Below are 26,451 nucleotides of genomic sequence, written 5' to 3'. Positions count from 1 at the left end.
GGTGGCGGTTTGCTGCCCTCACGATAAGGAGCAATCAGATGCAATCAATGATCAAAAAACTGGCCGCCGTCTCTTCCGTGGCGCTGCTGTTCGGAGTGGCGGGTTGCACGCAGCGAGACGAGGTGGCCGAGCAATACCAGGATTTGCAGCAAACTCGTCAGGAGGCAATGCAGGAGATTCGTGAGGCACACCGCGAAGCCATGCAAGAGATCGCGGAAGCGCGTCGCGACCTGAACAACGCGATCGCCGAGCGCCGTGAGGAACTGCGAGACGTCGAAAAGGCAGACCTGGAGGCGCAGCGCGAGACGGCTGCGGTGGTCGTCGTCCCCGAGACGCGCGCGATGGGCGCGGGTGCAACCCCAACCCAGTAAGGCGCACGCGCTCGGCATCCCGGGTGCTAGATGTTCCGCTCGCTGAGCCTTGGCTCCCGGGCAAGGGCCGCAGGCGTACCAGAGGAGCGTGGGCGGGGTCGCCAATGACGGCATGCTCTCACCCCTCTCGCTGCGGACGCCGGGCCCGACCCGCGGAAGGTACCCTGCGGCAGCCGTTTACCGATCCGCGCCGGGTATATGAGATTGAGCACGAATGCACCGGTCAGCGCAGGTGCCCACGCACGGCAGCTGCGCACGAAGAGCGCGGGGCCGCTCCATGGATCGGCCGTCAGGGGTTTCGCCCCTGCCCGCACCCGCTCGAAACCCCTCTGCAACCTCGGAACCCCCGGCTGTCCGCGAACCCATGCGGACCCTCGGCAGTGCGAGCGCCCTGTCCACAATAGGAAAAGGTAGAAACGAAAACGCCACCGCGAAGGGTGGCGTTCTTGTCTTTGGCGCGGCTGGCGGGGATCGAACCCACGACCCTTGGCTTCGGAGGCCAATACTCTATCCACTGAGCTACAGCCGCGCGGGCAAACGCAGATTATGACCGAAGTGCGCCGCCCTCCCGGGGCTGCTCAGGCGCGCTGCCTATAATCGAGGGTTTGTTTTCAACGCAGCTCCGCATTTCCCCGAGGACGCCATGAGCGACAGCACGCAGCAGGAAGAAGCCCACTCCGGTCCGATCAAGACACCCGTCCAACTGCTCTGGGCCGCCTTCTTTGCGTTCGTGGTGCCCGTGATCATCATCATCGGCCTCGTGGCGTATGTGGTGTCGGACACCAAGCCCGCGGGCAGCCAGCTGGCGGACCGCCACGTCCTCGGCGGCCTCAGCGCCGAAGACCTGGAGCGCAACGTCGCCGCCCGCATCCAGAAGGTCGGCACCGTGGAGATCCGCGACGCCAACCGTCCTCTGCAGGCGGGCGAGGCCGTGTTCAAGGCGCAGTGCGCCGCCTGCCACGTGGCCGGCGTGGCCGGCGCTCCGAAGGTGGGCGACACGGCGGGCTGGGCTGCCCGCATCCAGACGGGCTTCGATGCGCTCGTGGCCGCGGCCCTGAAGGGCAAGGGCGCCATGCCGGCACAAGCCGGCGGCGACTTCGAGGACCTGGAGATCGCCCGCGCGGTGGCCTACCTGGCCAACACAGGCGGCGGCAAGTTCGCCGAGCCGAACCGGCCCGAGGGTGGGGCCGCCCAGAGCGCCGCCGCCGGCCCGGCCGCTGCGGTGCCCGGCTCGCAAGCCAATGTCACCATGACGGCCACGCCGCCGCTGGTTGCCATGGCCCCGAACCCGGCCGCCGGCGCCAACCCGCCCGCTGCACCCGCTGCACCCGCCGCAGCTCCTGCGGCCCCGGCCGCCGCGCCCGTGGCCGCCGGCGCGGGCGAGGCGCTCTACAAGCAAGCTTGCATGGCTTGCCACGCCGCCGGCGTCGCCGGCGCGCCCAAGCTGGGCGACAAGTCCGCCTGGGCGCCGCGCCTGTCGGCCGGTGTCGATGGGCTGCTGCAGTCCGTGGTCAAGGGCAAGGGCGCGATGCCGCCCAAGGGCGGCGCCGCGGCCGCCACGGAGGCGCAGCTCCGCGCCGCCGTCGAATACATGGTGGGTACCGTCAAGTAAAGCGTGCCGGCCGCGCCGGGCCGCGACGCCCGGCGTGCCGCTCAGGCCGCCCCGGTCCGCAGCGCCTGCGGACTGCGCACGAAGCCGAAGCGCGCCGGCAGGTCCGCGGCCGTGAGCTCGCGCGGCGACCAGCGCCCGGACTCCACCGCGTCGGCCGCCTGGCCCATGTCCAGGCTGTGCACCAGGCCGAAGCCGATGTCGCTGTCCAGGTAGAGGCGCCCGGCCTCGTCGATCACGCAATCGCGCACCTGCGCTGCCTTGCCGGTGTGGGCGCGCACGCTGAAGTCCTCGCCGATGCGCCACACCAGGGGCGCGCATTCCAGCTCCACGTACACGCGCTGCGGACCGTTCTGGAAGTACCACTGCCCCTCATCGTCGGGCGCGTAGTTGCGGTGGATGAAGTCGATCAGCTTGTCGTGACGCAGCAGCGAGCCCTTGTGCTGCGGGAACGGCCCGGCGGCCTGCACGCGGTCGTCGCGCATGTACCAGCCGCCGCGCGCATCCAGGCCGAGCCAGCCCCAGCAATGCGGCACGTTGGGCCACTTGGCCATGGCCTGGCGCACGATGTCGTCCATCGGCGCATTATCCGGCGGCCTCCGCCGACGCAGGCTCAGCGGATGAACGCGTCGTAGCCGGTCTTGAGGATCAGGGCCGAGACGACCGCGATGAAGACGATGCGCACGAAAGCCGCTCCGTGGCGCAGCGCCAGGCGCGTGCCCAGCAGGCTGCCGGCGACGTTCGCCACGGCCAGCGCCAGCGCGTAGTGCCACCACACATGGCCCTTGAGCGCGAAGAGCGTCAGGGCCGAGAGGTTGGTCGCCGTGTTCAGCAGCTTGGCCGCGGCCGAGGCATGCAGGAAGTCGTAGCCCAGCCAGCGCACGAAGAGGAAGACGAAGAAGCTGCCGGTGCCCGGCCCGAAGAAGCCGTCGTAGAAGCCCAGCACCAGGCCGATGCAGGCGGTGGCCGCGCGTTCGCCGCTCGCGGAGAGCGCCGGGCGGTGATGCCGGCCCAGGTCCTTGCGCGCGAGGGTGTAGGCCAGCACCGCCAGCAGCACCAGCGGCAGCAGCTTGCGCAGGAAGTCGCCCGAGACGATCGTGACGGCCCACGCGCCCGTGAAGCCGCCCGCCAGGCCCGCGATCGCCGCCGGCAGCAGGGCCGACCAGTTCATGTGCACGCGCCGGCTGAACTGTGCCGCCGCCATGGCGGTGCCCCAGACCGAGGCGCTCTTGTTGAGGCCGAACAGGCTGGCCGGCGCCGCGTTGGGAAAGATGGCGAAGAGCGCGGGCACGAGGATGAGGCCGCCACCGCCGACGATCGCGTCCACGAAGCCGGCCAGCAGCGACGCGAGCGACATCAGCAGCAGTTCCATCGGCGCGATTGTGGCACTGGCTCTGCAGTGCCCTGCCTTGGGGCGCACCAAAAACAAAAGCGCCCGCAGGCGCTTTTGCAGCCGACACATGTCGGGTGAGCGTATCGCTCTCTTTGCTTGTCTCCTCAGGCCTCTCGACGCTGCGCCCCGATGGGGTGCCGCGAGATGGGCGAACTGTACGCAAGCTCACCGGCATGGTGCATCGGTGATTTCCCGTTAGCGCTTTCGTGCTCGCTTTCGGGGTGAACGGTCGCGCTGCCCTGGATCCATTCGGCCGCGCGCTCGGCCATCATGAGCGTGGGCGAGTTGGTGTTGCCGCTGGTGATGGTGGGCATGGCGCCGGCATCGACCACGCGCAGGCCGCGCACGCCATGCACGCGAAGGCGCGCATCGAGCACGGCCATCGGATCGTCGGCCGGGCCCATGCGCGTGGTGCCCACCGGATGGAAGATGGTGGTGGCGATGTCACCGGCCAGGCGTGCGAGTTCTTCGTCGCTCTGGTACTGCGGCCCGGGTCGCCACTCCTCGGGTCGGTAGGGCGCGAGCGCCGGCTGCGCCGCGATGCGCCGCACCACGCGCAGCGACTGCGCCGCCACGAGGCGGTCCTCGTCGGTGCTCAGGTAATTGGGCGCGATGAGGGGCGCGTCCTCGAAGCGCGGACTGCGGATGCGCACGAAGCCGCGGCTCGTGGGGTTCAGGTTGCAGACGCTGGCCGTGAAGGCACCAAAGGCGTGCAGCGGATCGCCGAAGGCGTCCAGGCTCAGGGGCTGGACATGGAACTCCAGGTTCGGCCAGGGCTGCTCGGGTGAGCTGCGCGTGAAGGCCCCGAGCTGCGAGGGTGCCATGCTCATGGGACCGGTGCGGCGCAGGGCGTATTCCAGGCCGATGAAGGCCTTGCCCCACCAGTTGGCCGCCAGCACGTTGAGGGTCTTGACGCCATGCACCTTGTAGACCGCCCGGATCTGCAGGTGGTCCTGCAGGTTGGCGCCGACGCCGGGTGCATCGCGCAACACCGGGATGCCGTGCGACTGCAGCAACGCGCCCGGACCGATGCCCGAGAGCTGCAGGATCTGCGGCGAGCCGATGCTGCCGGCCGCGAGCACCACCTCGCGCGCCGCCCGCACGGTGACCATCTCGCGCTCGTTCCAGACCTGCGCACCCTCGCAGCGCAGGCCGCCGTCCGCATCGCGCGCGACCAGCAGCTGCTTGACGTGCGCGCGCGTCCACACGGTGAGGTTGGGCCGCTTGAGCACGGGCCGCAGGAAGGCCTTGGCCGTGTTCCAGCGCCAGCCGCTGCGCTGGTTGACCTCGAAGTAGCCCACGCCTTCGTTGCTGCCGCGGTTGAAATCCGGGCTGGCCGGGATGCCCGCCTCCTGCGCCGCGCGCGCGAAGGCATCGAGGATGTCCCAGCGCAGACGCTGGCGCTCCACGCGCCATTCGCCGCCGGCGCCGTGCATCGCGTCGGCGCCGCCGTGGTAGTCCTCGTGGCGCTTGAAGTAGGGCAGGCAGGCATCCCAGCGCCAGGCGGGGTCGCCCGTGAGTTGCGCCCACTGGTCGTAGTCGCGCGCCTGGCCGCGCATGTAGATCATGCCGTTGATGCTGGAGCTGCCGCCCAGCGTCTTGCCGCGCGGGTAGCGCAGCACGCGGCCGTTCAGGCCCGCGTCGGCCTCGGTCTTGAACAGCCAGTCGGTGCGGGCATTGCCGATGCAGTACAGGTAGCCCACCGGGATGTGGATCCAGGGGTAGTCGTCCTTGCCCCCCGCTTCCAGCAGCAGCACGCGCCTCTGCGGGTCGGCACTCAGCCGGTTGGCCAGCAGGCAGCCGGCGGTGCCCGCGCCGATGACGATGTAGTCCCAGTCGGCCTGGCTCATGGTGCTCCCGCGAAATCCGCAACCGGCCTCACGAGGCCGTGGGCATCACGAACTCGGCGCCCTTGCCGATGCTCTCGGGCCAGCGCTGCATGATGGACTTCTGGCGCGTGTAGAAGCGAACGCCTTCCTCGCCGTAGGCATGCATGTCGCCGAACAGGCTCTTCTTCCAGCCGCCGAAGCCGTGCCAGGCCATGGGGACGGGAATGGGCACGTTGATGCCTACCATGCCCACCTCGATGCGGCGGCTGAACTCGCGCGCCACGTTGCCGTCGCGCGTGAAGCAGGACACGCCATTGCCGTACTCGTGCGCGTTGACCAGGGCCACGGCCTCGGCCAGGTCCTTGACGCGCACGCAGCCCAGCACGGGGCCGAAGATCTCCTCGCGGTAGATCTTCATGTCCGGGGTCACGTGGTCGAACAGGCTGCCGCCGATCCAGAACCCGTTGTCGCAGCCGGGGCCGGCCATGCGCCCCTGGAAGCCGCGGCCGTCGACGACCAGCTGCGCGCCTTCGGCCTGCCCCTGGGCGATGTAGCCGGCGATGCGCTCGTGCGCCGCGGCGCTGACGATGGGGCCCATCTCGGCATCGAGCTCGCGCCCGTCCTTGACCTTGAGCGCGCGCGTGCGCTCGGCCAGTACCGGCACCAGGCGGTCGGCCGCCGCCCCGACCAGCACGCCGACGGAAATCGCCATGCAGCGCTCGCCGGCCGAGCCGAAGGCCGAGCCGATGAGGGCATCGGCGACCTGCTCCATGTCGGCGTCGGGCATGACCACCATGTGGTTCTTGGCGCCGCCCAGCGCCTGCACGCGCTTGCCGTGGCGGGCGCCGGTCTCGTAGATCTTGCGGGCGATGGGCGTGGAGCCGACGAAGGACAGCGCCTTGACGTCCGGGTGCTCCAGCAGCGCATCGACCGCGTCCTTGTCCCCCTGCACGACGTTGAAGACGCCGTCGGGCAGCCCCGCCTCTTTCAGCAGCTCGGCCATGCGGATGGAGGGGCTGGGGTCCAGCGGGCTGGGCTTGAGCACGAAACTGTTGCCGGCGGCGAGTGCCACCGGGAACATCCACATGGGCACCATCACCGGGAAGTTGAACGGCGTGATGCCGGCCACCACGCCCAGGGGCTGGCGCATCGTCCAGTTGTCGATGCCGGTGGAGACCTGGTCGGTGTAGTCGCCCTTGAGCAGTTGCGGGATGCCGCAGGCGAACTCCACGATGTCGATACCGCGCGTGACCTCGCCCTGGGCGTCGGTGAACACCTTGCCGTGCTCGGCGGTGATCATGCGGGCCAGCTCGTCGCGGTGCTGGTTGAGCAGCTCCAGGAAGCGGAACATCACGCGGGCACGGCGGATGGGCGGGGTGTCGGCCCAGGCGGGCCAGGCCTGCCGCGCGGCGGCCACCGCCGTGTCCACGTCGGCGGTGTTCGCGAGGGCCACCCGGCCACTGACCTGGCCGGTGGCCGGGTTGAAGACATCGGCGCGCCGCTCGCCGGTGCCACTTGCCGTGCGGCCGGCGATCCAGTGGTCGATGGAGGCGATTGCGGCAGGGGCGGCGGGGCGGTCGGGAGCGTTCATGGAGGACTTCGGGGTACAGCAGGGAAGTTCCGCAGTCTAGGCCCAGGCCACCCGCCGGGGAACTAGGGCTTGCCTTGCCACCGGAAGGCGCGGCGCTGATCTCTCCTACAGGCCGGCTCACACTCAGCCTTTACGATGAACTTCAGCATGCCCATGACCGCATCCGCCCAGGTCTCCGCCGACGCGCCCCGGATCGAAGCACCGATCGGCGCCGATTCGGCTGCCCGCGTGCTCGGGCGCTGGACCGCCGCGCAGTTCGCGCGGCCGCGATTGCTCAAGGGGCTGCAGGCGCGGCTCGCAGCCTTGCCGGCCACGCCGGCCTGGGACCTGCGCGAGGCGCAGCAGATCGATCACCTGGGCGCCCAGCTCCTGTGGGACCACTGGGGCCGCCGCTGGCCCGAGGCGCTCGCGGCCTCGCCCTCGCAACGCGCGCTGATCGAGCGCGTGGCCGCGCACGCGGCCCCCGCTCCGGCCAGGCCGCGCCGCACGCTCGCGGGCGAGTTCCTCGCCCTGGGTGCCTGGGTGCTGCATGGCGCCCACGAGCTGCGGCTGTTCCTCATGCTGGTCGGGCAGCTCGCGCTGGACCTGCTGCGGCTTGCCCGCGCACCGGCGCGCGGGCCCTGGCGGGACGTTTCCGGCCACCTGTTCCGCATCGGCGCCACGGCCCTGCCGATCACGGCACTGGTGGGCTTTCTCATCGGGGTCGTGCTGGCCTACCTCACCGCGCAGCAGCTGCGCACCTTCGGGGCCGATGCCTACATCGTGAACATCCTCGGCATCGCGCTCATCCGGGAGCTGGGACCCATGCTCGCGGCCATCCTCATCGCCGGCCGCTCGGGCTCGGCCATCACGGCGCAGATCGGCGTGATGCGGGTGACCGAGGAGCTCGATGCCATGCGCGTCATGGGCATCCCGCACGGCTTTCGCCTCGTGATGCCGCGCGTGCTGGCGCTCGCCGTGGCCATGCCCCTCATCAGCACGTGGACGACGCTGTGCTCGCTGGCCGGCGGCATGCTCGCGGCCGACCTGGCGCTGGGCATCGGGCCGGTGTACTTCTTCAATGCGCTGCCCGGCGCGGTGCCGCTGGGCAACCTCACGCTGGCGCTGGGAAAGTCCTTTGTCTTCGGCATCCTGATCGCGCTGGTGGGCTGCCACTACGGCCTGCGGGTCAAGCCGGATACGCAGAGCCTCGGGAGGGGCACCACGGCCTCGGTGGTGACGGCCATCACCGTGGTGATCCTGGTGGATGCGCTCTTCGCCATCCTGTTCCAGACGGTGGGGCTATGAACGAAGGGCGCGCCGACGTGCATCCGGTCGTCGACATCCGCGGCCTGTGGTCCGTCTTCGAGAAGGAGGGCCAGCGCAACGTGGTGCACCAGGACCTGTCGCTGCGCGTCATGTCCGGGGAGCTGCTGTCGCTGGTGGGGGGCTCCGGCACCGGCAAGACCGTGCTGCTGCGGCAGATCCTGGGCCTGGAGGCGCCCACGCGGGGGGAGATCGAGGTGCTGGGCGAGCCGGCCGCGCGACTGGGCCGGGAGGGCGCCGCCAGCCGCGTGGGCATGCTGTTCCAGCACGGCGCGCTGTTTTCCGCCTTCACGGTGCTGGAGAACATCGAGCTGCCGCTGCGCGAGCTGCGCACCCTGCCACCGGCGCTGGTGCGCGAGGCGGCCATGCTCAAGCTGCAGATGGTGGGACTGAAGCCGCAGGACGCGGCCAAGATGCCGGCCGACCTGTCGGGCGGGATGATCAAGCGCGCCGCGCTGGCCCGCGCGCTGGTGCTCGATCCCCCGCTCCTGCTGCTGGACGAGCCCACCGCCGGCCTGGACCCGGACAGCTCGGATGCCTTCGTGGCGCTGCTGCGCGCCTTGCACCGCGAGCTGGGGCTGACGGTCATCATGGTGACCCACGACCTGGACACCCTGTTCGAGCTGTCCACGCGCATCGCCGTGCTGGCCGAGCGGCAGGTGATCGTGAGCGGCCCGCCGCGCGAGGTGGTGGCTTTCGACCATCCTTTCGTCCACACCTTCTTCCACGGCGAGCGGGGGCAGCGCGCGATGGCGCTGCTGGACGCGCCGCCTTCGAGCTGATTGCAGGGAGCCTTCCATGGAAAACAAGTCGCATGCCCTCGCCGCCGGTCTTTTCGTCGCGCTCGTGGCCGCCCTGCTGCTGGGCCTGGCCTCGTGGCTCACGCGGGATACGGCGCAGTACGAGGTGTACGAGATCTCGACCCGCGAGTCGGTCACCGGCCTGCAGCCCCAGGCCCCGGTGCGCTACCGGGGCGTGGAGGTCGGCAAGGTGGAGGACATCCGTTTCGACCCCGCCAACCCCGGCAACGTGCTGCTGCGGCTGGCGGTGCAGCCCCGCGCGCCGGTCACCCGCGAGACCTTCGCCACGCTCGGCTTCCAGGGTGTGACCGGCCTGGCCTACGTGCAGCTGGACGACCAGGGTCGCGCCGCACCGCCGCTGGAGCCGGCGGACGGCGCGCCGCCGCGCATTCCGCTTCGTCCCGGCCTGGTGAGCCGGCTGGGCGACCGGGGGGAGGACATCCTGCAGCAGGTCAACCAGACCGCCGAGCGGCTCAACCAGCTGCTGTCGGACCAGAACCAGCAGCGCGTGACCTCGGCCCTGCAGAGCATCGAGCAGGCGGCGCAGAGCCTCACGCAGCTGTCGCAGCAGACGTCCACGGTGCTCAACGCGCAGCTCGGTCCGGACCGGGTCAGCATCCCGCAGGCCGTGAACAGCCTGGGTGCCGCGGCAGAGGCCCTGCGCGGCCTGGCGGTCGAGGCCCGCGCCACCCTTCAGCCGGTCGGGCAGCTCGCCCGGCGATTGGGCGAGGAAGGCGGCACCGTCGATCAGCTCAACCAGGGCGCGGCCGCGCTTTCGCAGGCCGCGGGCACCTTCGGCACCTCGACCCTGCCGCGCATCAACTTGATGGCCGAGGAAGCCACCCGGGCGGCGCGCCGGCTGCAGGGCGCCGCCAGCAGCCTGCAGGAGAACCCGCAGTCCCTGATCTTCGGTCCTGGCCGCGCGGCGCCCGGGCCGGGCGAGCCGGGCTTCGGCGGCGCGGGAGGCCGGCGATGAGCGGGCGTCGCACGGCCTTGCGCGGGCTGCTGGCCGCAGCCTTGCTCGGCTTGGCAGCCTGCGCATCCGTCATCGACAAGAGCGAGCCGCCCACGCTCTACGACCTCGGACCCCTGCCGCCCCCTGCGGCGGGCGCCGCACCGCAGGCCGGTGCGGCCCTGGTGCTGCCGAGCATCGAAGCCAGCGGCGGGTTGGACAGCACGGCGCTGTTGTACCGCCTGGGCTACGAGAACCTGCACGAGCTGCGTCCCTACGCCCAGGCGCGCTGGAGCGCGCCGGTGCCGCAGCTCGTGCACGAGCGTCTGGGCGCGCTGCTGGCGCGCGAGCGCGCCGTCATCGGCACCGGCGAGCTCACCGCCACGCCGCGCAGCGATGCCGGCGCGCCCCGGGTGCTGCGGCTGCAGCTGCAGGAGTTCGCCCATCACTTCGAGGCGCCCCAGCGCAGCCGGGGCACGCTGCGCCTGCGGGCCACCCTGCTGCAGTCCGGGCCGCTGGGCGACCGGCTGATCGCGCAGCGCAGCTTCGAGGTCCAGCAGCCGGCCCCCAGCCCGGATGCGGCCGGCGGCGTGCGCGCGCTCTCGCAGGCGGTGGACGCGGCCGCGCGTCAGATCGACGCCTGGCTGCGCGAAACGCGCGACGCCACCCCTGCGGCTTGACGCCGCTTGCGCGGCTGAGCTGGCTGCGCATAATCCGACGCACCCTTTAGTTTTCAAGGTGATCGGAATGGCAGACCATTGGTCGAGCGGCTACGTGGCCGACATGACTTATTCCTACGGCTACTACCACGAGCTTTCGCCGCCCTTCATCCGCTTTTTCCTGCTGATGAACGGCCTGGCCAATGCCAGCGGGTCCGGGCCCTACACCTATTGCGAGCTGGGTTTCGGCCAGGGCGTCTCCTGCAACCTGCATGCGGCCGCCAACCCGCGCGGCCGCTTCTTCGGCACCGACTTCAACCCCGAGCATGCCGTCTTCGCCCAGTCGCTGGCGGCCGAGGCACGGCTGGAGGCGAGCTGGTGGGCCCGCAGTTTCGAAGACATGCTGGACGCCGAGCTGCCGCCGCTGGACTTCGTGGTCCTGCACGGGGTGTGGTCCTGGATCGACAATGCCGCCCGGCACGCGGTGGTAGAGTTCCTGCGCCGCCACCTGAAGGTGGGGGGCGCCGTCTTCATCAGCTACAACGTGCTGCCGGGCTGGTCGGCGGAGAAGCCCCTGCGCGACCTGCTGTGGATGCACACCGACCTGGCCAGCGGCCCGGCCGAGCCCACGGCCGGCAAGATCCGCGAGGCGCTGCAGTTCGCCGAGCGCCTGCGCCAGGGCAAGGCGGCCTTCTTCGAGCGCAACGGCCCGGCCGCGCAGATGCTGGATGACATGCTGCGCGACGACCTGCACGTCGTCGCCCACGAGTACTTCAACCGCAGCTGGCACCTCACCTACTTCCCGGAGCTGGCGCAGGCGCTCGACGGCGCGGGCCTGTCCTTCGCCTGCTCGCTGCATCGCAGCGACCTCACCGGCGAGGTCTTCCACCGCGCCCAGTCCTTCCAGCTTTCGCAACTGCCGCTCGTGCTGCGACAGGCAGCGCACGACTTCATCCTGAACCGCCGGTTCCGGCGCGACGTGTTCGTGCGCGGCCCGGACCGGCTGCCACGCTCGGCGCGCGACGAACAGCTGCTGCGGGTGGGCCTGGTGCTGCTGCGGCCCGCGGCCTCCATTTCCGCCGTCCAGCAGACGCCCTACGGGTCGGTCACGCTGGACGCCACGATCACCCAGCGCGCCGTGAAGGCCCTGGAGGCGGCGGGCGGGCCGCTTCGCATCGGCGAGCTGATCGAGCGCGCCGACATGCATTCCTCGCCGCGCGAGCGTGTCTTCGAGACCCTGGCGGCGCTGGTGGCGCAAAGCCAGCTCGCGCCGGTGTTCGACGAGGACCGGGCGGCCGCCGAAGGCGCGCGCGCTGCGGCCATGAACCGGGCCATCGCTGCGCGAGCGCAGCATGACGACACCCTGCGCTACCTGTGTTCGCCGCTGACCGGGCAGGCCGTCGATGCGAGCCGGCTGGACCGGCAGCTCTGGCTGGCGTGGCAGGACGGTGCGCGTACGCGCCAGGCACTGCGCGAGGCCGTGGTCCAGGGCCAGGCGGTCGACCTCCCGGAAGGTGGCCTGGACGCGCACATCGCGCAGTTCCTGGACGTGACGGCGCCACAGTGGCAAGGTCTGGCCATCCTGGAGGCATGAGCATGATCGACCCCAGCGCCAAGAGCCGAACCGAGCAGCCGACGCTTTGGCTGGAGAACGAACACTGGTGGCTCTATGCCGTGCATCCGAGCTTCGCCCAGCTCTATGCGCGCTTCCATGCCCGCAACCGCCACTACCTGTGCATGGCCATGACCCAGACCCCCGAGCTGGAGGAGGTGGGCTACTGGAGCGGTGAACTCACGCGGCGGCAGTCCGCCATGCAGGCGGGCCAGGCCGTGCACCTCGTGGGCTTCTGCAAGCAAACCGACGGCCAGGAGATCGGCTGCCTGAACAGCTACTGGGCCATCGAGCACGGCGACTTCCGGGCCTGCACCATCAGCTTCATGCTCGACGAGCCGCTGGAAGGGCGCGGGCTCATGTACGCGGCGGCGCATCCGGCCTCGCGCGAGGTGCTCAGTCGCTACAACCTGCACCGCATCATGGCCACGCACCTGCCCGAGAACCTGCGCAGCGCCAAGCTGCTGCGCAAGCTCGGCTTCGCCGTGGAAGGCTATGCGCGCGACTTCGTGATGATCAACGGCAAATGGCGCGACAACGTGCTGCTGTCGCTGCTCGTGGATTGAGTCGGTCCGTTCAGGCGTAGTGCGTCCAGAGTGGTTCGGGGCCCACGCTGCCGTCCTCCGCACGGAGGTTGAACGCGTGGCGCCAGTGCCGCGCGATGCGCGCCATCTCCAGCAGGCTGCGGTGCAGCCCCGCTGCCGTAGCGGCGTCGCGGGGGCAGGCGTATTGCAGCAGCACCTCGCCGGTGGCCGGGTTGCGGCCGAAGGCGGGCGCGTCGGGGCCGAGCATCAGGAAGTTGGCGTCGGCCAGGGTGCGCCAGATCTCGAGTTCCCGCTCTGGGGCGGGCGCGCCGAACTCCACCAGCAGGCACAAGGTCGGACCGACGGGCTCCTGCGGCCGGTCGACGAGGCTGATGTCCACGTCGTCCAGGCGCAGCGTGATGCCCCTCAGCCCGCCGGCGTCGCTCACCCAGTCCTGGGGCGGCAGGCCCAGGCGTCCGCACAGGCCGGCCAGCAGCGGATCCGTGGCTTCAGGCATACCCGTGGGCCCCTTCGTTCCCTTCGTCGCGTGGCGGCGGCTGCCCGAGCAGGGCGCGCAATTCCATCGCGCCGTCCGCTCGGTCTCGTCTGACCTCCGCCTGCCAGTGCCCGCGCTCGACCAGGGTGCTGCGCAGGTCGATGAGCACCAGGAGCGCGCAGCGGGCGATCTCGGTCGCGCGTGCGGCCGCCGAGTCCGGCGCCAGGCTGATCGCTGCGCTGCCGGCCAGCTCGGCGGGAACGCCCAGCCAGGTGCGCATGCCGGCATGCTCGCGCACCCGCAGCCAGGTGGCGGGCGCATCGCGCAGGTTGCGCGCGAGCGCCGGCAGGCCCTCGGCCGGCTCGGGCTGCACGGCCAGGCTGCGACTGGCGGCCACGAGGCCGGTCCACAGGCGGCTGGCGAAGGCGTGCACGGCCTCCAGCGCCACCACCCCGGCCGACGCGGCAAGCTCGCCGCGCAGCCGCCCGCGCAGGCTGCGGTCCTCGGGATCGACCTCCAGCCAGTCCTGCAGCGCCGGCGTCAGGTGGCTCCGGTTGGCCACGATCAGGGCAAAGTAGGCCACGCAGGTCAGCACCAGGCGGGCGCGGGTGATGCGTGGATCCACCAGCAGCGGCGGCGCCGGCTCCCGCCCCCGCCCCATGGGAAGGGGCGGCTGCAGGGTCATGCCGGGCAGGGCCTTGTCCACCAGCTGGTTGCCCGCGTCCCGCACCAGGTTGCCAGCCATGCGCCCGAGGGAGGCCACCAGCACGCTGGCGGCCAGCGGCAGGCCGGCGGGCTGGTCCTGTGCGTCGTGCCGCAGGTACCACGCCGCCGTGTCCACCGACAGCGCCAGCGGCGCCGCGACGGCCAGCTGGCTCGTGAAGCCTTCCTCCCCCAGCAGCGGCGTGGCGCGGCTCATGAGGCAGCAGCCGCCCAGCGTCAGCACCAGCACGCTGCCCAGGGCGACCAGGGCGGCGTCCTCGTCCGACCAGCCGGCGCGCGCCGCCAACGCGGCGACCAGCAGGCTGCGCACCAGCCCGCCGAGCGCGGTGCTCACGGTCTCGCGGGCCGCGAACGCCGCGCCGATCTTCGCCGACAGGCCCACCGCCTGGCAGCGGCTCGCACGAGGTGCCTGCGCGGCCGGTGCGTAGACGGGGCCTTCCCAGTGCCGGGCAGCGCCGGGGGCCGGATGGATGCGGACGGACGAGGCGAACATGCCGCCGGTTATCGGCAGCCCGCATGTCACCCCGGTGAAACCGGCCGGGGTTGTCAGCTTCCGTCAGCCTTTTTCAGCGGCCGCCGGAGACCTCCACCAGGCTCATGGTCGTGTAGCTCGCGTCCTGGGAGAGCAGCCAGACGATGGCCTGCGCCACCTCCTCGGCCGTTCCGCCGCGCTGCATGGGGACCTGGTGCGCCAGCTCGCGAACGCGGTCGGGCCAGCCGCCCGAAGCGTGGATGTCGGTGTCGATCAGGCCGGGTCGCACCGCGTTGACGCGGATGCCCTCGCTGGCCACCTCGCGCGCCAGGCCCAGGGTGAAGGCGTCGATGGCGCCCTTGGCCGCGGCGTAGTCGATGTACTGCCCGGCCGATCCCAGGCGCGAGGCCGCGCTCGACACGTTCACGATCGCGCCGCCGCTGCCGCCATGCCGCGTGCTCATGCGCCGCACGGCTTCGCGGGCACAGAGCAGGGAGCCGAGCACGTTGACGTCGAACATGCGCCGCCAGCGCTCGACGCTCATCTGGTCCAGCCGCGCCGCCACGTCCACCACGCCGGCGTTGTTGACCAGGCCCGTGAGCGGGCCGAGTTTCGCGTCGATCCGCTCGAACATCCCGAGCACCTGCGCCTCGTCGGCGACGTTGGCCTGGATGGCCATGGCGCTGCCGCCGTCGGCGCGGATCTGCCGCACCACTTCGTCGGCGGCCAGCGAGTTGGCGGCATAGTTGACCGCGACCGCCCAGCCGCGGCGCGCCGCCAGCAGCGCCGTCGCCGCGCCGATGCCGCGACCGCCGCCGGTCACCAGGAGCACTTTGTCCATCGTTCACCTCCACCGTACGGACCTCGCTAAGCTTTGCGTCCGCCAACAACACACCGGGCCGCCATCGGCCGACCCCAGGAGACCGGCTTGAGCCAGACCATCGATTATTTCTTCGCCCCTGTCAGTCCGTGGACCTACCTGGGCCACGAACGCTTCGTCGAGCTCGCCCGCGCCCAGGGCGCGCAGGTCCGGGTGCGGCCCATGGACCTGGGCCAGGTCTTCCCGGTCTCGGGCGGGCTGCCGCTGGCCAAGCGGGCGCCGCAGCGCCAGGCCTATCGGCTCGTGGAGCTGCGGCGCTTCTCGGAGCACCTGGGATTGCCGCTGAATCCGCAGCCGCGCTACTTCCCCGTGGCGGGGGACGACGCCGCGCGCCTCATCATCGCGACGGACCGGGAGGACGGCACCGCGGCGGCGCTGCGCCTGTCGGGCGCGCTGCTCGCGGCCGTGTGGGCGCAGGAGCGCAACATCGCCGATCCTGCCGTGCTCGCCGAGCTGCTGCGCGAGCAGGGCCTCGCGCCCGAGCGGCTGGAGCAGTCGCGCGCGCCGCAGGTGCAGTCGCAGTACGAAACCCACACGCGCGAGGCCATCGACCTGGGCATCTTCGGTGCGCCCAGCTATGTGGTGGGTGGAGAGATCTTCTGGGGCCAGGACCGCCTGGACCTGCTCGCCCGCAAGCTTCAGACCCTCAACGACAAGGAGACTTCCCATGGGTGATTTCACCGACCTTCAAGCCGCCGACGGCCACCGCTTCGCCGCCTACGTCGCCCGGCCCGCCGGCACGCCGCGCGGCGGCATCGTGGTGCTGCAGGAGATTTTCGGGGTCAACTCGCACATCCGTTCGGTGGCGGACGGTTTCGCTGCCGAGGGCTACCTGGCCGTGGCGCCCTCGACCTTCAGCCGGGTCCAGCCGAACGTGGACCTCGGGTATGGCGAGCAGGACCGCAATGCCGGCTTCGCGCTCAAGTCCGCGGTGGACGCGCTGCCCGCGGCCGGCGTCATGCAGGACATCGAGGCCGCCATCGCCCACGCCGCGCAGGCGGGCAAGGTCGGCATCGTGGGGTACTGCTGGGGCGGCCTGCTCAGCTGGCGTGCGGCGGGCTCGGCGCCGGGCCTGGCCGCGGCCGTGTGCTACTACGGCGGCGGCATGACCAGCCCCGAAGAAGCCGGCCGCCAGCCGCGCGTGCCGGTGATGGCGCACTTCGGCGAAAAGGACCACTACATCCCGCTGGACACGGTGGAGGCCTTCCGCCGCGCCCAGCCCGACGTGGAGGTGCACGTGTACCCGGCGGACCACGGCTTCAACTGCGACCAGCGCGGCTCGCACGACGCCCAGGCCGCGCAGCTCGCGCGCACCCGCACGCTGGAATTCTTCGCGCGGCACCTGGGCTGAGCCCGGGCTACACAAGGTGTGAAGGAATCGTAGCGAGCGGCCCGAGGTGGCACGGAGCATCGCAGCCGTACAAGCGTACGGCGAGAAGCGCAGGCGCCAGATCGGGCCGCAAAGGAGATTCATTCACACCTTGTTCAGCGGCTGCTGCGGGCCAGGTAGTGTTTTCGCCAGAACACCAGGCCCAGCACGACCGCCAGCGCGAGCATCGCGAGCATCGCGAGCCAGAAGCCGCGCTCCTGGTGCAGCAGGGGCATGGACTCGAAGTTCATGCCGAAGATGCCGGTGATCAGGTTCAGCGGCAGGAAGATGGCTGTGAGCGCAGTGAGCGTGCGCATGATGTTGTTGGCGCGATGGCTCTGCGCCGAGAAGTGGATCTGCACCACCGCCTCCGCGCCCTGCTCCATGCGGCGCACCTGGTGCACCACGCGCTGGATGTGTTCGATGACGTCATTGGCACGCGCGACCAGCGCATCGCGCTCGGCCTGCGTGGACAGTGGGGGCGGCTGCTCGCGCGCCGAGTCCAGCCACTCCTGCATGGCGTCGTTCTGCTCCTCGCACAGGTCCTCCAGCTGGTGCAGTTCGGCACGCGCGCGCATCAAGGCCTTCCAGTCGGTGCGCTGGTTGCCGGGCTGCAGCAGCGAGTCCTGCCACTGGGCCAGCTCGGTCGCCAGCAGCTTGCGCAGCTCCAGGTAGCTGTCCACCATCTCGTTGACCATGCGCAGCATCAGGTCGGCGGGGCCGGTCGGCAGGCGGCTGCGCGCCGCGGCATGCAGGGTTTCGGCCTGCACGGCGTCGGCCAGGTAGCGCTCCAGGTAGCTGCGCGCCGTGGCGCAGTCGGCCGGGTGCACCGTCACCAGCAGGCGATCGAAGACGGCGAAGCCCATGGCCCGCGTGCGAATGCGCTCGAAGGTGGACAGGGCCGCCGGCATCGGTGCGCGGGAACGGACCGCCTCACCCGCGAGTTCCGCGTCCACTTCCGCGGCCGTCGCCAGGCGCCGGAAGATGACCAGGTCATAGACCGAGGTGTAGTCGTAGCGCGAGGGATGCGCGGGGTTGGCCAGGTCGGTCAGGTGCAGGTCCAGCAGCACCGAGCCGCCGAAGCGCTGGGCAGCCAGCTGCACCTGCGCGAGCTGCTGCGGCAACTCGTCGCGGGAAACGAAGATCCAGATGAAGCCGCGTTCGGGCGCCTGCGCAGGCAGGGCGTCGAGGAACCTGAGCGTGCCCTGCGTGAACTCGACGATCTGCATGCCCTAGCGCGGCAGCCGGGCGGCCACGTCCAGGGCAAAGTAGGTGAGCACGCCGTCGGCGCCCGCGCGCTTGAAGGCCAGCAGGCTCTCCAGCACCACCGCCTGCTCGTCCAGCCACCCGTTCGCCGCCGCTGCCTTGAGCATCGCGTACTCGCCCGAGACCTGGTAGGCGAAGGTGGGGACCCGGAATTCGTCCTTGACGCGCCGCACGACATCCAGGTACGGCATGCCGGGCTTGACCATCACCATGTCCGCGCCTTCGGCGATGTCCATGGCCACCTCGCGCAGCGCTTCGTCGCTGTTGCCGGGGTCCATCTGGTAGACCTTCTTGTTGCCCTTGCCCAGGTTGCCGGCCGATCCGACGGCGTCCCGGAACGGCCCGTAGAAGGCGCTCGCGTACTTGGCGCTGTAGGCCATGATGCGCGTGTGGATGTGCCCCGCGTGTTCCAGGCCGCGGCGGATCGCGCCGATGCGCCCGTCCATCATGTCGCTGGGCGCCACCAGGTCCACGCCCGCTTCGGCCTGCACCAGGGCCTGTTGCACCAGCACGGCGACGGTTTCGTCGTTCAGGATGTAGCCGGTCTCGTCGAGCAGGCCGTCCTGCCCATGGCTGGTGAAGGGGTCCAGGGCCACGTCCGTCATCAGCCCGAGGTCGGGAAAGCGCTTCTTGAGTTCGCGCACCACGCGCGGCACCAGTCCGTCGGGGTTGAACGCTTCCTTGCCATCCGGTGTCTTCAGGCCGGCGTCGATCACCGGGAACAGGGCCATCACCGGAATCTGCAGTTCGACGCAACGCTGCGCGACCGGCAGCAGCAGGTCCAGGCTCAGGCGCTCCACGCCCGGCATGGACGCCACCGGATCGCGCCGCTTCTGGCCGTCCTGCACGAACACCGGGTAGATGAGGTCGTGGGGGCCGAGGCGGTGTTCGCGCACCAGGTTGCGGGTGTAGTCGTCGCGGCGAAGGCGCCGGGGCCGGCCTAGCGGATAGGGTGCGTGAAGCGTCATGGTGAAAATTGTGCCCCATGGCTGCGTGGCGCCTGCCGTGCCAGGGCAACAGAACTGAGTATTAAAGAACTAATTGCGATGGGTTGCCACCTGAAATGAAATCTCAGCGCTTGATGCCACCACGGCCGTTTGCTAAATTGCCCCCGGGCGGCTTGCCGCTCCCCGCTTTTCCTCCCTGAGCGGGTGCCTTGTTGTGTGACAGCAAAAAGGCTTCCCACCCCGGCTTTGCGGCCGGGGTTTTTTTTCGCCTCACTACACTCGATCCATGCTTTGGGTCAAAGCCTTCCACATCGTCTTCGTGGCCAGTTGGTTCGCGGGCCTGTTCTACCTGCCTCGAATCTTCGTCAACCTGGCGATGGTGGACGCGGGCTCGCTGGCCGAGCGCGAGCGCCTCCTGCTCATGGCGCGCAAGCTGCTGCGCTTTACCACCCTGCTGGCGGTGCCGGCCGTTGCCCTGGGGCTGTGGCTGTGGGCGGGCTACGGCATCGGCTGGGGGCCGGGCAATGGCTGGATGCATGCCAAGCTCGCCGTGGTGCTGCTGGCGCTGGCCTATCACCACGCCTGCGGCGTCATGCTGCGAGGCTTCGTCGCCGGACGCAACCGGCGCGGGCATGTCTGGTTCCGATGGTTCAACGAGCTGCCGGTGCTGCTGCTGGTGGCGGCGGTGGTCCTCGTGGTCGTCAAGCCGTTCTGAGGCATGCGCCGGCACCAGACCTCGGCCTGGCCGCTGGGGCTCGCCTACGCAGCGCTCATCGCCTATGCGAGCCTGTATCCGTTCTCGGGCTGGCGCGACCAGGGCATCTCGGCCTGGGCCTTCCTGGCCAGCCCCTGGCCGCGCTGGTGGACGGAGTTCGACCTGACCGCCAACGCGCTGGGCTACGCGCCGCTGGGGTTCCTGCTGTCGCTCGGCTGGCTGCGTCGAGGCGGTCGTTCCGGCGAACGCGCGCGCAAGCTTCCGGCCGTCGGCCTGGCGACGCTGGCCGCGGCGCTGCTGTCGCTCGCGATGGAAGCCGGCCAGAGCTTCCTGCCGGCGCGGGTGCCGTCCAACCTGGATTTCGGCCTCAACGTGGCCGGGGCCTTGGCGGGGGCGGCACTCGCCGCGGGCCTGGAGCTTGCCGGCGCCATCGACCACTGGTCGCGGTTCCGGGACCGATGGTTCGTTTCCGACTCGCGCGGCGCCCTGGTGCTGCTGGCGCTGTGGCCCTTCGCGCTCCTGTTCCCGGCGTCGGTCCCCTTCGGGCTCGGCCAGGTCTTCGAACGGCTGGAGAACGCCCTGGCCGACTGGCTGCTGGACACCCCCTTCCTGGAGTGGCTGCCGGTGCGCGACGTCGAACTGCAGCCGCTCGTGCCGCTGGTGGAACTCCTGTGCGTCGGCCTGGGCGTGCTGGTGCCGGCCCTGCTCGGGTTCTCGGTCATGAGCTCGCTGAAGCGCCGCGCCGCCTTCGCCGCCTTCACCATTGCCGCCGGCGTGCTGGCCACGGCCCTGTCGGCCGCACTCAGCTGGGGGCCGGTGCACGCCTGGTCCTGGCTGACGCTGCCGGTGGCCGTGGGCCTGCTGGGCGGCCTCGCCGGCTCGCTGCTGCTGGTCGCGCTGCCGCGCCGCGCCTGTGCGGCCTTGCTGCTGCTGGCCGTGACCGTGCACCTGAGCCTTCTCAACCAGGCGCCGGCCAGTGCCTATTTCGCCGACACGCTGGCGACCTGGGAGCAGGGTCGCTTCATCCGCTTCCATGGGTTGGCCCAATGGCTGGGATGGCTCTGGCCCTTCGCCACGCTGGCCTATGTGCTCACGCGCTTGGCGATGCCGGATGCCGCAGCGGCCAATGCCCCGGTGCCAGCGGCCGACCCGGGGCCGGGTCGATAATCGCCACCCTTGCGCGACACCTCCGATGTACTACAAGCACCACATCTTCTTCTGCCTCAACCAGCGGGACAACGGCGAGACCTGCTGCGCGCAGTTCCAGGCCCAGCAGGCCTTCGACCGCTGCAAGGCGCAGGTGAAGGCCCAGGGCCTGTCCGGCGCGGGCCAGGTCCGCGTCAACAAGGCCGGATGCCTCGACCGCTGTGCGGCCGGTCCCGTCGCCGTGGTCTACCCCGAAGGCGTCTGGTACAGCTACGTGGACTTGCAGGACATCGACGAGATCGTCGAGTCCCACCTCAAGAACGGAGAGGTGGTCGAGCGCCTGCTCACGCCGCCGCACCTGGGGCGGTGAGCATGAACGCCCGCAGCGAACGCCTGCGCCTCGAAGGCGCCGCCGGCGCCGTCGAGGCGCTGCGCGACGAGCCGCCTGATGGGCTGCCGCGGCGTGGCGTCGCGGTGATCGCGCATCCCCATCCCCTGTTCGGCGGCACCATGGACAACAAGGTGGTGCAGACCCTCGCGCGCGCCTTCGTGCAGTCGGGCTGGACAGCCGTTCGCTTCAACTTCCGCGGCGTGGGTGCGAGCGAGGGGGAATACGACGAGGGGCGCGGCGAGACCGAGGACCTGCTGCACGTCGTGAAGGCCGTGGCGCCCGAGGGCCCGCTGTGCCTGGCCGGCTTTTCCTTCGGCGCCTTCGTGACCAGCCGCGCGCTGCAAGCCCTGTGGGGGCAGCGGGACATCGAGCGCATCGTCCTGGTGGGGACGGCCGCTTCGCGGTTCCAGGTCCCCGAGCTGGCCGCCGCGGCGCGAGAGCGTGCGCTCGTTATCCACGGCGAGCAGGACGATACCGTTGCCTTGCAGTCGGTCTTCGACTGGGCCAGGCCGCAGTCACTCCCGGTTACGGTCGTGCCCGGGGTCGAGCATTTCTTTCACGGACAATTGCCGCTACTGAAGAGCCTGGTGCTTCGCCACCTCCGTTGACTTTCCTTCCTCCCATGAACCGATGTATTGCCCGGGCGCTCGCCGCGCCCCTGCTGGCCCTGGCCTGCCTTGCCGCGCAGGCCCAGGCCGTCCAGCCGCCCGAAGTCGCCGCCCGCAGCTACCTGCTGATGGACGTGACGGCCAACCAGATCCTGGCCGGACGGGACATCGACACGCCCGTCGAGCCGGCTTCCCTGACCAAGCTCATGACCGCCTACGTGGTCTTCGACGCCCTGCGCAGCAAGCGCATCGACCTGAAGCAGGCGATGCCGGTGAGCGAACGGGCCTGGAAGATGCCCGGCTCGCGCATGTTCATCGACCCCAAGATGAAGGTGCCGGTGGAGGACCTGCTCAAGGGCATGATCGTGCAGTCCGGCAACGACGCCACCGTGGCCCTGGCCGAAGCGGTCGGCGGCACGGTGGAGCGTTTCGTCGAGCTGATGAACGACCAGGCCAAGGCCCTGGGCATGAAGAACACGAGCTACCGCAATCCCGAAGGCCTCACGGCCCCGGGCCACACCACCACCGCGCGCGACCTGAGCATCCTGGCGAGCCGGCTGATGCAGGACTTCCCGGAGTTCGTCGGCTACTACGCCACGAAGAAGTACCGCTACGAGGGCACGCCCGCGGCCAACGACACCAACCGCAACACGCTGCTGTTCCGCGATCCCACGGTGGACGGGCTCAAGACGGGCCATACCGACGCGGCCGGCTACTGCCTGGTGGCGACGGCCAAGCGGGACTTCCCCAACCTGGGTTCGCGGCGCCTCATCTCGGTGGTCCTGGGGGCCGCCAGTGAGAACGCCCGCGCCAACGAAAGCCAGAAGCTGCTGAACTGGGGCTACACCGCCTTCGAGGCAGTCAAGCTCTTCGACGCCAACCAGCCGGTGGTCACGCCGGAGATCTGGAAGGGCACGCAGTCGCAGGCCAAGCTCGGGCGGCACCAGCCGATCGTGGTGGCGGTGCCCTCGGGCACGGCCGGCAAGATCCGCACCGAAGTGCTGCGGCCCGACCCGCTGGTGGCACCGCTGACCAAGGGCCAGTCGGTCGGCACGCTCAAGGTCCTCGCGGCCGACCAGCCCCTGCTGGAGGTGCCGCTGGTGGCGCTCGAGCCGGTGGCGCAGGCCGGCGTGCTCGGTCGCGCCTGGGACGCGCTGCGGCTCTGGATCAAGTAGGGCCTGCTGCGGCCCCGCGCCCTCCAAAAGCCCGGGATTTGCCCGTCAGCTGGGCGCGGGCTATACTCGCGGGCTTTTCCGCTATTGGGGCGGAAAAGCTTTTTCTTTGCCCGCCACCTTCTGGCGGGCCTTGCGTTCTTCCACGTTTAGGGACGTTTTTTCAATGCCAACCATCAACCAACTCGTGCGTCAGGGCCGGGAGGTCGAACAGACCAAATCCAAGAGCCCGGCCATGCAGAACTGCCCGCAGCGTCGCGGCGTCTGCACCCGCGTCTACACCACCACCCCCAAGAAGCCGAACTCCGCGCTTCGCAAGGTGGCCAAGGTGCGCCTGACCAACGGCTTCGAAGTCATCTCCTACATCGGCGGTGAAGGCCACAACCTGCAGGAGCACTCCGTGGTGCTCGTGCGCGGCGGCCGCGTCAAGGACCTGCCCGGCGTGCGCTACCACATCGTTCGCGGTTCGCTGGACCTGCAGGGTGTGAAGGATCGCAAGCAGTCCCGCTCCAAGTACGGTGCCAAGCGTCCCAAGAAGGCCTGATCCCGTTCGTTCTTTCCCCGGTGCCGCATCCGCCCTGGCAGGCCGATCCGGCGTAGTGACCCGAAGCAGGCGCCGCCTGCGGGTCGAGTAAGTGAGGGTTCGATGACCCTCGAGGCCCCCGCAAGGGACCGGCCAACTGAAGCAATTTGAGAGGTAACCATGCCACGTCGTCGCGAAGTCCCTAAACGTGAAATCCTGCCGGATCCCAAGTTCGGCAATGTCGAGCTCGCCAAGTTCATGAACGTCATCATGCAAGGCGGCAAGAAGGCGGTCGCCGAGCGCATCGTCTATGGTGCGCTCGACCAGATCGAGAAGAAGAACCCGGGCAAGGACCCGCTGGAAGCCTTCACGATCGCCATCAACAACGTCAAGCCCATGGTCGAGGTCAAGTCCCGCCGCGTGGGTGGCGCCAACTACCAGGTGCCTGTCGAAGTGCGTCCCGTGCGCCGCCTGGCGCTGTCGATGCGCTGGATCAAGGAAGCCGCCAAGAAGCGCGGCGAGAAGTCCATGGCCATGCGCCTGGCCAACGAGCTCATGGAAGCCACGGAAGGCCGTGGCGGTGCCATGAAGAAGCGTGACGAAGTGCACCGCATGGCCGAGGCCAACAAGGCCTTCAGCCACTTCCGCTTCTAAGCCCTCCCCCTCCTGGCAAGCGGGCCCGCCACGAGCGGGCCCGAAGCCGTCAACGAAAGAGATTCATCATGGCTCGCAAGACGCCTATCGAGCGCTACCGGAACATCGGCATCTCCGCGCACATCGACGCGGGCAAGACCACGACCACCGAACGCATCCTGTTCTACACCGGCGTGAACCACAAGATCGGTGAAGTGCACGACGGCGCTGCCACCATGGACTGGATGGAGCAGGAGCAGGAGCGCGGCATCACGATCACGTCCGCTGCCACGACCTGTTTCTGGAAGGGCATGGACCTGTCCTACCCGGAGCACCGCTTCAACATCATCGACACGCCCGGCCACGTCGACTTCACCATCGAGGTGGAGCGCTCCATGCGCGTGCTGGACGGCGCCTGCATGGTCTATTGCGCCGTGGGTGGCGTGCAGCCGCAGTCCGAGACGGTCTGGCGTCAAGCCAACAAGTACAAGGTGCCGCGCCTGGCCTTTGTCAACAAGATGGACCGCACCGGCGCCAACTTCTTCAAGGTCTATGAGCAGATGCGTCTGCGGCTGAAGGCCAATCCCGTGCCCATCGTCATCCCGATCGGTGCCGAGGAAAACTTCACCGGCGTGGTGGACCTGCTCAAGATGAAGGCCATCATCTGGGACGAGGCGTCGCAGGGCATGAAGTTCGAGTACCGGGACATCCCGGCCGAGCTGGCCGACACGGCTGTGGAGTGGCGCGAGAAGATGGTCGAAGCCGCGGCCGAAGCCAGCGAAGAGCTGATGAACAAGTACCTGGAAGAGGGTGACCTCTCCGAGGCCGAGATCAAGCACGGCATCCGCACCCGCACGATTGCCACCGAGATCCAGCCGATGCTGTGCGGCACCGCGTTCAAGAACAAGGGTGTGCAGCGCATGCTGGACGCCGTGATCGACTTCCTGCCGTCGCCCGTGGACATCCCGCCGGTCGCCGGCACGGACGAAGACGAGAAGGAAACCACCCGCCGCGCGGACGACAACGAGAAGTTCTCGGCGCTGGCGTTCAAGCTCATGACCGACCCGTTCGTCGGCCAGCTGACGTTCGTGCGCGTGTACTCGGGCGTGCTCTCCAAGGGTGACACCGTCTTCAACCCCGTACGCGGCAAGAAGGAGCGCATTGGCCGCATCGTGCAGATGCACGCCAACAATCGCCTTGAGGTCGACGAGATCCGTGCCGGTGACATCGCCGCGTGCGTGGGCCTGAAGGACGTGACGACCGGCGAAACGCTGTGTGACCCCGATGCCGTGGTCACGCTCGAGCGCATGGTGTTCCCGGAGCCGGTGATCCGCCAGGCCGTGGAGCCCAAGACCAAGGCCGACCAGGAAAAGATGGGCGTGGCACTGGGTCGCCTGGCTGCCGAGGATCCGTCGTTCCGCGTGAGCACCGACGAAGAGTCCGGCCAGACCATCATCGGCGGCATGGGCGAGCTGCACCTGGAGATCATCGTCGACCGCATGAAGCGCGAGTTCGGCGTGGAAGCCAACGTCGGCAAGCCGCAGGTCGCGTATCGCGAGACCGTGCGCAAGCAGGTCACCGATGTCGAAGGCAAGTTCGTGCGCCAGTCCGGCGGCAAGGGCCAGTACGGCCACGTGGTGTTCTCGCTGGAGCCGCAGGAGGCCGGCAAGGGCTTCGAGTTCGTCGATGCGATCAAGGGCGGCGTGGTGCCGCGCGAGTACATCCCGGCGGTGCAGAAGGGCGTCGAAGAAGCGCTGAACACTGGTGTGCTCGCGGGCTACCCGGTGGTGGACGTCAAGGTCACGCTCACCTTCGGCTCGTACCACGACGTGGACTCGTCCGAGCAGGCGTTCAAGATGGCCGCGATCTTCGGCTTCAAGGAAGCCGCTCGCAAGGCCAGCCCCGTCATCCTCGAGCCGATGATGGCCGTGGAAGTCGAGACGCCTGAGGACTACGCCGGCAACGTGATGGGTGACCTCTCGTCCCGCCGCGGCATGGTCCAGGGCATGGACGATCTGCCTGGTGGTGGCAAGGCCATCAAGGCCGAGGTCCCCCTGTCCGAGATGTTCGGCTACTCGACCACGCTGCGCTCCATGTCCCAGGGTCGTGCGACCTACACCATGGAGTTCAAGCACTACGCCGAAGCGCCGCGCAACGTGGCCGAGGCGATCGTGGCGGCTCGGGCCAAGTAAGGCTCCCCCCGAAGCGGCTGCGCCGCGCTCCCCTCAGGGGGGCGCTGCCAGCGGCCCGGCAAAGCCGGATCCGCGGCTGCCGCTGGTATTTGTCTTTGTCTTCGGCGCCGCATTGCGGTTGGCCTGCTGCCCGTGGTGGGGCCAGTGCCGGAGACGTTAAACAGGCACGGGCATTGTTCTTTTTCTAGGAATTGAGATGGCAAAAGGAAAATTCGAGCGGACCAAGCCGCACGTGAACGTGGGCACGATCGGTCACGTGGACCACGGCAAGAC

27 protein-coding genes, 1 tRNA gene and 1 pseudogene are annotated in these 26,451 nt (G+C 69.7%); 19 read left to right on the top strand and 10 right to left on the bottom strand.

What is annotated here, in order from left to right; translation table 11 throughout:
• Positions 1–38 precede the first annotated feature (38 nt).
• Positions 39–371: a hypothetical protein gene (locus EZ242_RS15065; protein ID WP_135286013.1), complete on the top strand. Its 333-nt coding sequence runs from the start codon at positions 39–41 to the stop codon at positions 369–371.
• 453 nt (positions 372–824) lie between these two features.
• Here the strand turns inward: EZ242_RS15065 and EZ242_RS15060 are convergent.
• A tRNA-Arg gene (locus EZ242_RS15060) sits at positions 825–900 on the bottom strand.
• A gap of 114 nt (positions 901–1,014) precedes the next feature.
• Between EZ242_RS15060 and EZ242_RS15055 the strand changes: the two genes are divergently transcribed.
• On the top strand, positions 1,015–1,983 hold the full coding sequence (locus EZ242_RS15055; protein ID WP_135286012.1) for a c-type cytochrome: 969 nt from the start codon (positions 1,015–1,017) through the stop codon (positions 1,981–1,983).
• 41 nt (positions 1,984–2,024) lie between these two features.
• Here EZ242_RS15055 and EZ242_RS15050 read toward each other — a convergent pair whose 3' ends face one another.
• The 4 genes from EZ242_RS15050 to EZ242_RS15035 all read right to left on the bottom strand — a co-directional run bounded on the left by EZ242_RS15050 (position 2,025) and on the right by EZ242_RS15035 (position 6,793).
• Positions 2,025–2,558 carry a DUF2946 family protein gene (locus EZ242_RS15050; protein ID WP_135286011.1) on the bottom strand — a complete coding sequence of 178 codons (534 nt, stop codon included), beginning with the start codon at positions 2,556–2,558 and terminating at the stop codon, positions 2,025–2,027.
• Between the two features lie 35 nt (positions 2,559–2,593).
• Positions 2,594–3,352 (bottom strand): sulfite exporter TauE/SafE family protein, encoded by a 759-nt coding sequence (locus tag EZ242_RS15045; protein WP_135286010.1) that lies wholly within the window; start codon positions 3,350–3,352, stop codon positions 2,594–2,596.
• A 125-nt stretch (positions 3,353–3,477) separates the two neighbouring features.
• On the bottom strand, positions 3,478–5,223 hold the full coding sequence (locus EZ242_RS15040) for a GMC family oxidoreductase (RefSeq protein WP_135286009.1): 1,746 nt from the start codon (positions 5,221–5,223) through the stop codon (positions 3,478–3,480).
• Between the two features lie 28 nt (positions 5,224–5,251).
• On the bottom strand, positions 5,252–6,793 hold the full coding sequence (locus EZ242_RS15035; protein WP_135286008.1) for a CoA-acylating methylmalonate-semialdehyde dehydrogenase: 1,542 nt from the start codon (positions 6,791–6,793) through the stop codon (positions 5,252–5,254).
• Positions 6,794–6,946: 153 nt separating this feature from the next.
• Here EZ242_RS15035 and EZ242_RS15030 point away from each other — a divergent pair, with 153 nt between their 5' ends.
• The 6 genes from EZ242_RS15030 (at position 6,947) to EZ242_RS15005 (ending at position 12,687) form a co-directional block, all read left to right on the top strand.
• Positions 6,947–8,080, top strand: coding sequence for an MlaE family ABC transporter permease (locus EZ242_RS15030; protein WP_420821254.1), 1,134 nt, complete (start codon positions 6,947–6,949; stop codon positions 8,078–8,080).
• On the top strand, positions 8,077–8,880 hold the full coding sequence (locus EZ242_RS15025; RefSeq protein ID WP_135286007.1) for an ABC transporter ATP-binding protein: 804 nt from the start codon (positions 8,077–8,079) through the stop codon (positions 8,878–8,880). Before EZ242_RS15030 ends, EZ242_RS15025 begins: the two co-directional genes overlap by 4 nt.
• A gap of 16 nt (positions 8,881–8,896) precedes the next feature.
• Positions 8,897–9,874 (top strand): MlaD family protein, encoded by a 978-nt coding sequence (locus tag EZ242_RS15020; protein WP_135286006.1) that lies wholly within the window; start codon positions 8,897–8,899, stop codon positions 9,872–9,874.
• On the top strand, positions 9,871–10,530 hold the full coding sequence (locus EZ242_RS15015; RefSeq protein WP_135286005.1) for an ABC-type transport auxiliary lipoprotein family protein: 660 nt from the start codon (positions 9,871–9,873) through the stop codon (positions 10,528–10,530). Before EZ242_RS15020 ends, EZ242_RS15015 begins: the two co-directional genes overlap by 4 nt.
• Positions 10,531–10,597: 67 nt before the next feature.
• Positions 10,598–12,103 carry a class I SAM-dependent methyltransferase gene (locus EZ242_RS15010; protein ID WP_167784807.1) on the top strand — a complete coding sequence of 502 codons (1,506 nt, stop codon included), beginning with the start codon at positions 10,598–10,600 and terminating at the stop codon, positions 12,101–12,103.
• Between the two features lie 2 nt (positions 12,104–12,105).
• Positions 12,106–12,687 carry a GNAT family N-acetyltransferase gene (locus EZ242_RS15005; RefSeq protein ID WP_167784805.1) on the top strand — a complete coding sequence of 194 codons (582 nt, stop codon included), beginning with the start codon at positions 12,106–12,108 and terminating at the stop codon, positions 12,685–12,687.
• A 10-nt stretch (positions 12,688–12,697) separates the two neighbouring features.
• Here the strand turns inward: EZ242_RS15005 and EZ242_RS22070 are convergent, their stop codons facing one another.
• The 3 genes from EZ242_RS22070 to EZ242_RS14995 form a co-directional block, all read right to left on the bottom strand.
• On the bottom strand, positions 12,698–13,162 hold the full coding sequence (locus tag EZ242_RS22070; RefSeq protein ID WP_167784803.1) for a CesT family type III secretion system chaperone: 465 nt from the start codon (positions 13,160–13,162) through the stop codon (positions 12,698–12,700).
• Positions 13,155–14,357 carry a hypothetical protein gene (locus EZ242_RS22065; RefSeq protein WP_167784801.1) on the bottom strand — a complete coding sequence of 401 codons (1,203 nt, stop codon included), beginning with the start codon at positions 14,355–14,357 and terminating at the stop codon, positions 13,155–13,157. Before EZ242_RS22065 ends, EZ242_RS22070 begins: the two co-directional genes overlap by 8 nt.
• A gap of 73 nt (positions 14,358–14,430) precedes the next feature.
• A complete protein-coding gene (locus EZ242_RS14995; RefSeq protein WP_135286001.1) occupies positions 14,431–15,177 on the bottom strand; it encodes an SDR family oxidoreductase in 747 nt (248 codons plus the stop codon).
• An 87-nt stretch (positions 15,178–15,264) separates the two neighbouring features.
• Here EZ242_RS14995 and EZ242_RS14990 point away from each other — a divergent pair, with 87 nt between their 5' ends.
• On the top strand, positions 15,265–15,891 hold the full coding sequence (locus EZ242_RS14990; protein ID WP_135286000.1) for a 2-hydroxychromene-2-carboxylate isomerase: 627 nt from the start codon (positions 15,265–15,267) through the stop codon (positions 15,889–15,891).
• Positions 15,884–16,567, top strand: coding sequence for a dienelactone hydrolase family protein (locus EZ242_RS14985; RefSeq protein ID WP_135285999.1), 684 nt, complete (start codon positions 15,884–15,886; stop codon positions 16,565–16,567). Before EZ242_RS14990 ends, EZ242_RS14985 begins: the two co-directional genes overlap by 8 nt.
• A 134-nt stretch (positions 16,568–16,701) precedes the next feature.
• On the opposite strand, the gene EZ242_RS14980 is transcribed toward EZ242_RS14985, so the two are convergent.
• Together EZ242_RS14980 and hemB are read right to left on the bottom strand one after the other, a co-directional pair.
• Positions 16,702–17,814: a magnesium transporter CorA family protein gene (locus EZ242_RS14980; protein WP_135285998.1), complete on the bottom strand. Its 1,113-nt coding sequence runs from the start codon at positions 17,812–17,814 to the stop codon at positions 16,702–16,704.
• A 3-nt stretch (positions 17,815–17,817) separates the two neighbouring features.
• Positions 17,818–18,819 carry a porphobilinogen synthase gene (gene hemB, locus EZ242_RS14975; protein ID WP_135285997.1) on the bottom strand — a complete coding sequence of 334 codons (1,002 nt, stop codon included), beginning with the start codon at positions 18,817–18,819 and terminating at the stop codon, positions 17,818–17,820.
• Positions 18,820–19,084: 265 nt separating this feature from the next.
• On the opposite strand from hemB, the gene EZ242_RS14970 reads away from it, so the two are divergent.
• The 9 genes and pseudogenes from EZ242_RS14970 to EZ242_RS14930 form a co-directional block, all read left to right on the top strand.
• Entirely contained in the window at positions 19,085–19,513 is a 429-nt protein-coding gene (locus EZ242_RS14970; RefSeq protein ID WP_135285996.1) for a CopD family protein, read from the top strand.
• 3 nt (positions 19,514–19,516) lie between these two features.
• Positions 19,517–20,680 carry a VanZ family protein gene (locus EZ242_RS14965; RefSeq protein WP_135285995.1) on the top strand — a complete coding sequence of 388 codons (1,164 nt, stop codon included), beginning with the start codon at positions 19,517–19,519 and terminating at the stop codon, positions 20,678–20,680.
• A gap of 25 nt (positions 20,681–20,705) precedes the next feature.
• The gene (locus tag EZ242_RS14960; protein ID WP_135285994.1) at positions 20,706–21,029 is read left to right on the top strand and encodes a (2Fe-2S) ferredoxin domain-containing protein; all 324 of its coding nucleotides are present in this window, start codon (positions 20,706–20,708) and stop codon (positions 21,027–21,029) included.
• A 2-nt stretch (positions 21,030–21,031) separates the two neighbouring features.
• Positions 21,032–21,658 (top strand): alpha/beta hydrolase, encoded by a 627-nt coding sequence (locus EZ242_RS14955; RefSeq protein ID WP_135285993.1) that lies wholly within the window; start codon positions 21,032–21,034, stop codon positions 21,656–21,658.
• Between the two features lie 14 nt (positions 21,659–21,672).
• Positions 21,673–22,833 carry a D-alanyl-D-alanine carboxypeptidase family protein gene (locus EZ242_RS14950; protein WP_135285992.1) on the top strand — a complete coding sequence of 387 codons (1,161 nt, stop codon included), beginning with the start codon at positions 21,673–21,675 and terminating at the stop codon, positions 22,831–22,833.
• A 163-nt stretch (positions 22,834–22,996) separates the two neighbouring features.
• Entirely contained in the window at positions 22,997–23,374 is a 378-nt protein-coding gene (gene rpsL / locus EZ242_RS14945) for a 30S ribosomal protein S12 (protein WP_135285991.1), read from the top strand.
• Between the two features lie 159 nt (positions 23,375–23,533).
• The gene (rpsG, locus tag EZ242_RS14940; RefSeq protein ID WP_135285990.1) at positions 23,534–24,007 is read left to right on the top strand and encodes a 30S ribosomal protein S7; all 474 of its coding nucleotides are present in this window, start codon (positions 23,534–23,536) and stop codon (positions 24,005–24,007) included.
• 68 nt (positions 24,008–24,075) lie between these two features.
• Positions 24,076–26,178: an elongation factor G gene (fusA, locus tag EZ242_RS14935; protein ID WP_135285989.1), complete on the top strand. Its 2,103-nt coding sequence runs from the start codon at positions 24,076–24,078 to the stop codon at positions 26,176–26,178.
• A 196-nt stretch (positions 26,179–26,374) separates the two neighbouring features.
• Positions 26,375–26,451 (top strand): annotated as a pseudogene (locus EZ242_RS14930) (GTP-binding protein); the annotation flags it as partial.

The sequence above is a fragment of the Ramlibacter rhizophilus genome (assembly GCF_004681965.1).
GTDB classification, from domain to species: domain Bacteria; phylum Pseudomonadota; class Gammaproteobacteria; order Burkholderiales; family Burkholderiaceae_C; genus Ramlibacter; species Ramlibacter rhizophilus.
Note: the sequence above shows the minus strand (reverse complement) of the source record. Positions and strands in the feature narration are given on the sequence as shown.

Coding starts and splice junctions, on each gene's coding strand:
- EZ242_RS14970 (WP_135285996.1), top strand. CDS start 19,085: ATGCTTTGGGTCAAAGCCTTCCACATCGTCTTCGTGGCCAGTTGGTTC.
- rpsL (WP_135285991.1), top strand. CDS start 22,997: ATGCCAACCATCAACCAACTCGTGCGTCAGGGCCGGGAGGTCGAACAG.
- EZ242_RS15025 (WP_135286007.1), top strand. CDS start 8,077: ATGAACGAAGGGCGCGCCGACGTGCATCCGGTCGTCGACATCCGCGGC.
- EZ242_RS14995 (WP_135286001.1), bottom strand. CDS start 15,177: ATGGACAAAGTGCTCCTGGTGACCGGCGGCGGTCGCGGCATCGGCGCG.
- EZ242_RS15045 (WP_135286010.1), bottom strand. CDS start 3,352: ATGGAACTGCTGCTGATGTCGCTCGCGTCGCTGCTGGCCGGCTTCGTG.
- fusA (WP_135285989.1), top strand. CDS start 24,076: ATGGCTCGCAAGACGCCTATCGAGCGCTACCGGAACATCGGCATCTCC.
- EZ242_RS15035 (WP_135286008.1), bottom strand. CDS start 6,793: ATGAACGCTCCCGACCGCCCCGCCGCCCCTGCCGCAATCGCCTCCATC.
- rpsG (WP_135285990.1), top strand. CDS start 23,534: ATGCCACGTCGTCGCGAAGTCCCTAAACGTGAAATCCTGCCGGATCCC.
- hemB (WP_135285997.1), bottom strand. CDS start 18,819: ATGACGCTTCACGCACCCTATCCGCTAGGCCGGCCCCGGCGCCTTCGC.
- EZ242_RS15055 (WP_135286012.1), top strand. CDS start 1,015: ATGAGCGACAGCACGCAGCAGGAAGAAGCCCACTCCGGTCCGATCAAG.
- EZ242_RS15040 (WP_135286009.1), bottom strand. CDS start 5,223: ATGAGCCAGGCCGACTGGGACTACATCGTCATCGGCGCGGGCACCGCC.
- EZ242_RS15020 (WP_135286006.1), top strand. CDS start 8,897: ATGGAAAACAAGTCGCATGCCCTCGCCGCCGGTCTTTTCGTCGCGCTC.
- EZ242_RS14960 (WP_135285994.1), top strand. CDS start 20,706: ATGTACTACAAGCACCACATCTTCTTCTGCCTCAACCAGCGGGACAAC.
- EZ242_RS15010 (WP_167784807.1), top strand. CDS start 10,598: ATGGCAGACCATTGGTCGAGCGGCTACGTGGCCGACATGACTTATTCC.
- EZ242_RS14950 (WP_135285992.1), top strand. CDS start 21,673: ATGAACCGATGTATTGCCCGGGCGCTCGCCGCGCCCCTGCTGGCCCTG.
- EZ242_RS15050 (WP_135286011.1), bottom strand. CDS start 2,558: ATGGACGACATCGTGCGCCAGGCCATGGCCAAGTGGCCCAACGTGCCG.
- EZ242_RS14980 (WP_135285998.1), bottom strand. CDS start 17,814: ATGCAGATCGTCGAGTTCACGCAGGGCACGCTCAGGTTCCTCGACGCC.
- EZ242_RS15005 (WP_167784805.1), top strand. CDS start 12,106: ATGATCGACCCCAGCGCCAAGAGCCGAACCGAGCAGCCGACGCTTTGG.
- EZ242_RS15065 (WP_135286013.1), top strand. CDS start 39: ATGCAATCAATGATCAAAAAACTGGCCGCCGTCTCTTCCGTGGCGCTG.
- EZ242_RS22065 (WP_167784801.1), bottom strand. CDS start 14,357: ATGTTCGCCTCGTCCGTCCGCATCCATCCGGCCCCCGGCGCTGCCCGG.
- EZ242_RS14985 (WP_135285999.1), top strand. CDS start 15,884: ATGGGTGATTTCACCGACCTTCAAGCCGCCGACGGCCACCGCTTCGCC.
- EZ242_RS14955 (WP_135285993.1), top strand. CDS start 21,032: ATGAACGCCCGCAGCGAACGCCTGCGCCTCGAAGGCGCCGCCGGCGCC.
- EZ242_RS15030 (WP_420821254.1), top strand. CDS start 6,947: ATGACCGCATCCGCCCAGGTCTCCGCCGACGCGCCCCGGATCGAAGCA.
- EZ242_RS14965 (WP_135285995.1), top strand. CDS start 19,517: ATGCGCCGGCACCAGACCTCGGCCTGGCCGCTGGGGCTCGCCTACGCA.
- EZ242_RS15015 (WP_135286005.1), top strand. CDS start 9,871: ATGAGCGGGCGTCGCACGGCCTTGCGCGGGCTGCTGGCCGCAGCCTTG.
- EZ242_RS22070 (WP_167784803.1), bottom strand. CDS start 13,162: ATGCCTGAAGCCACGGATCCGCTGCTGGCCGGCCTGTGCGGACGCCTG.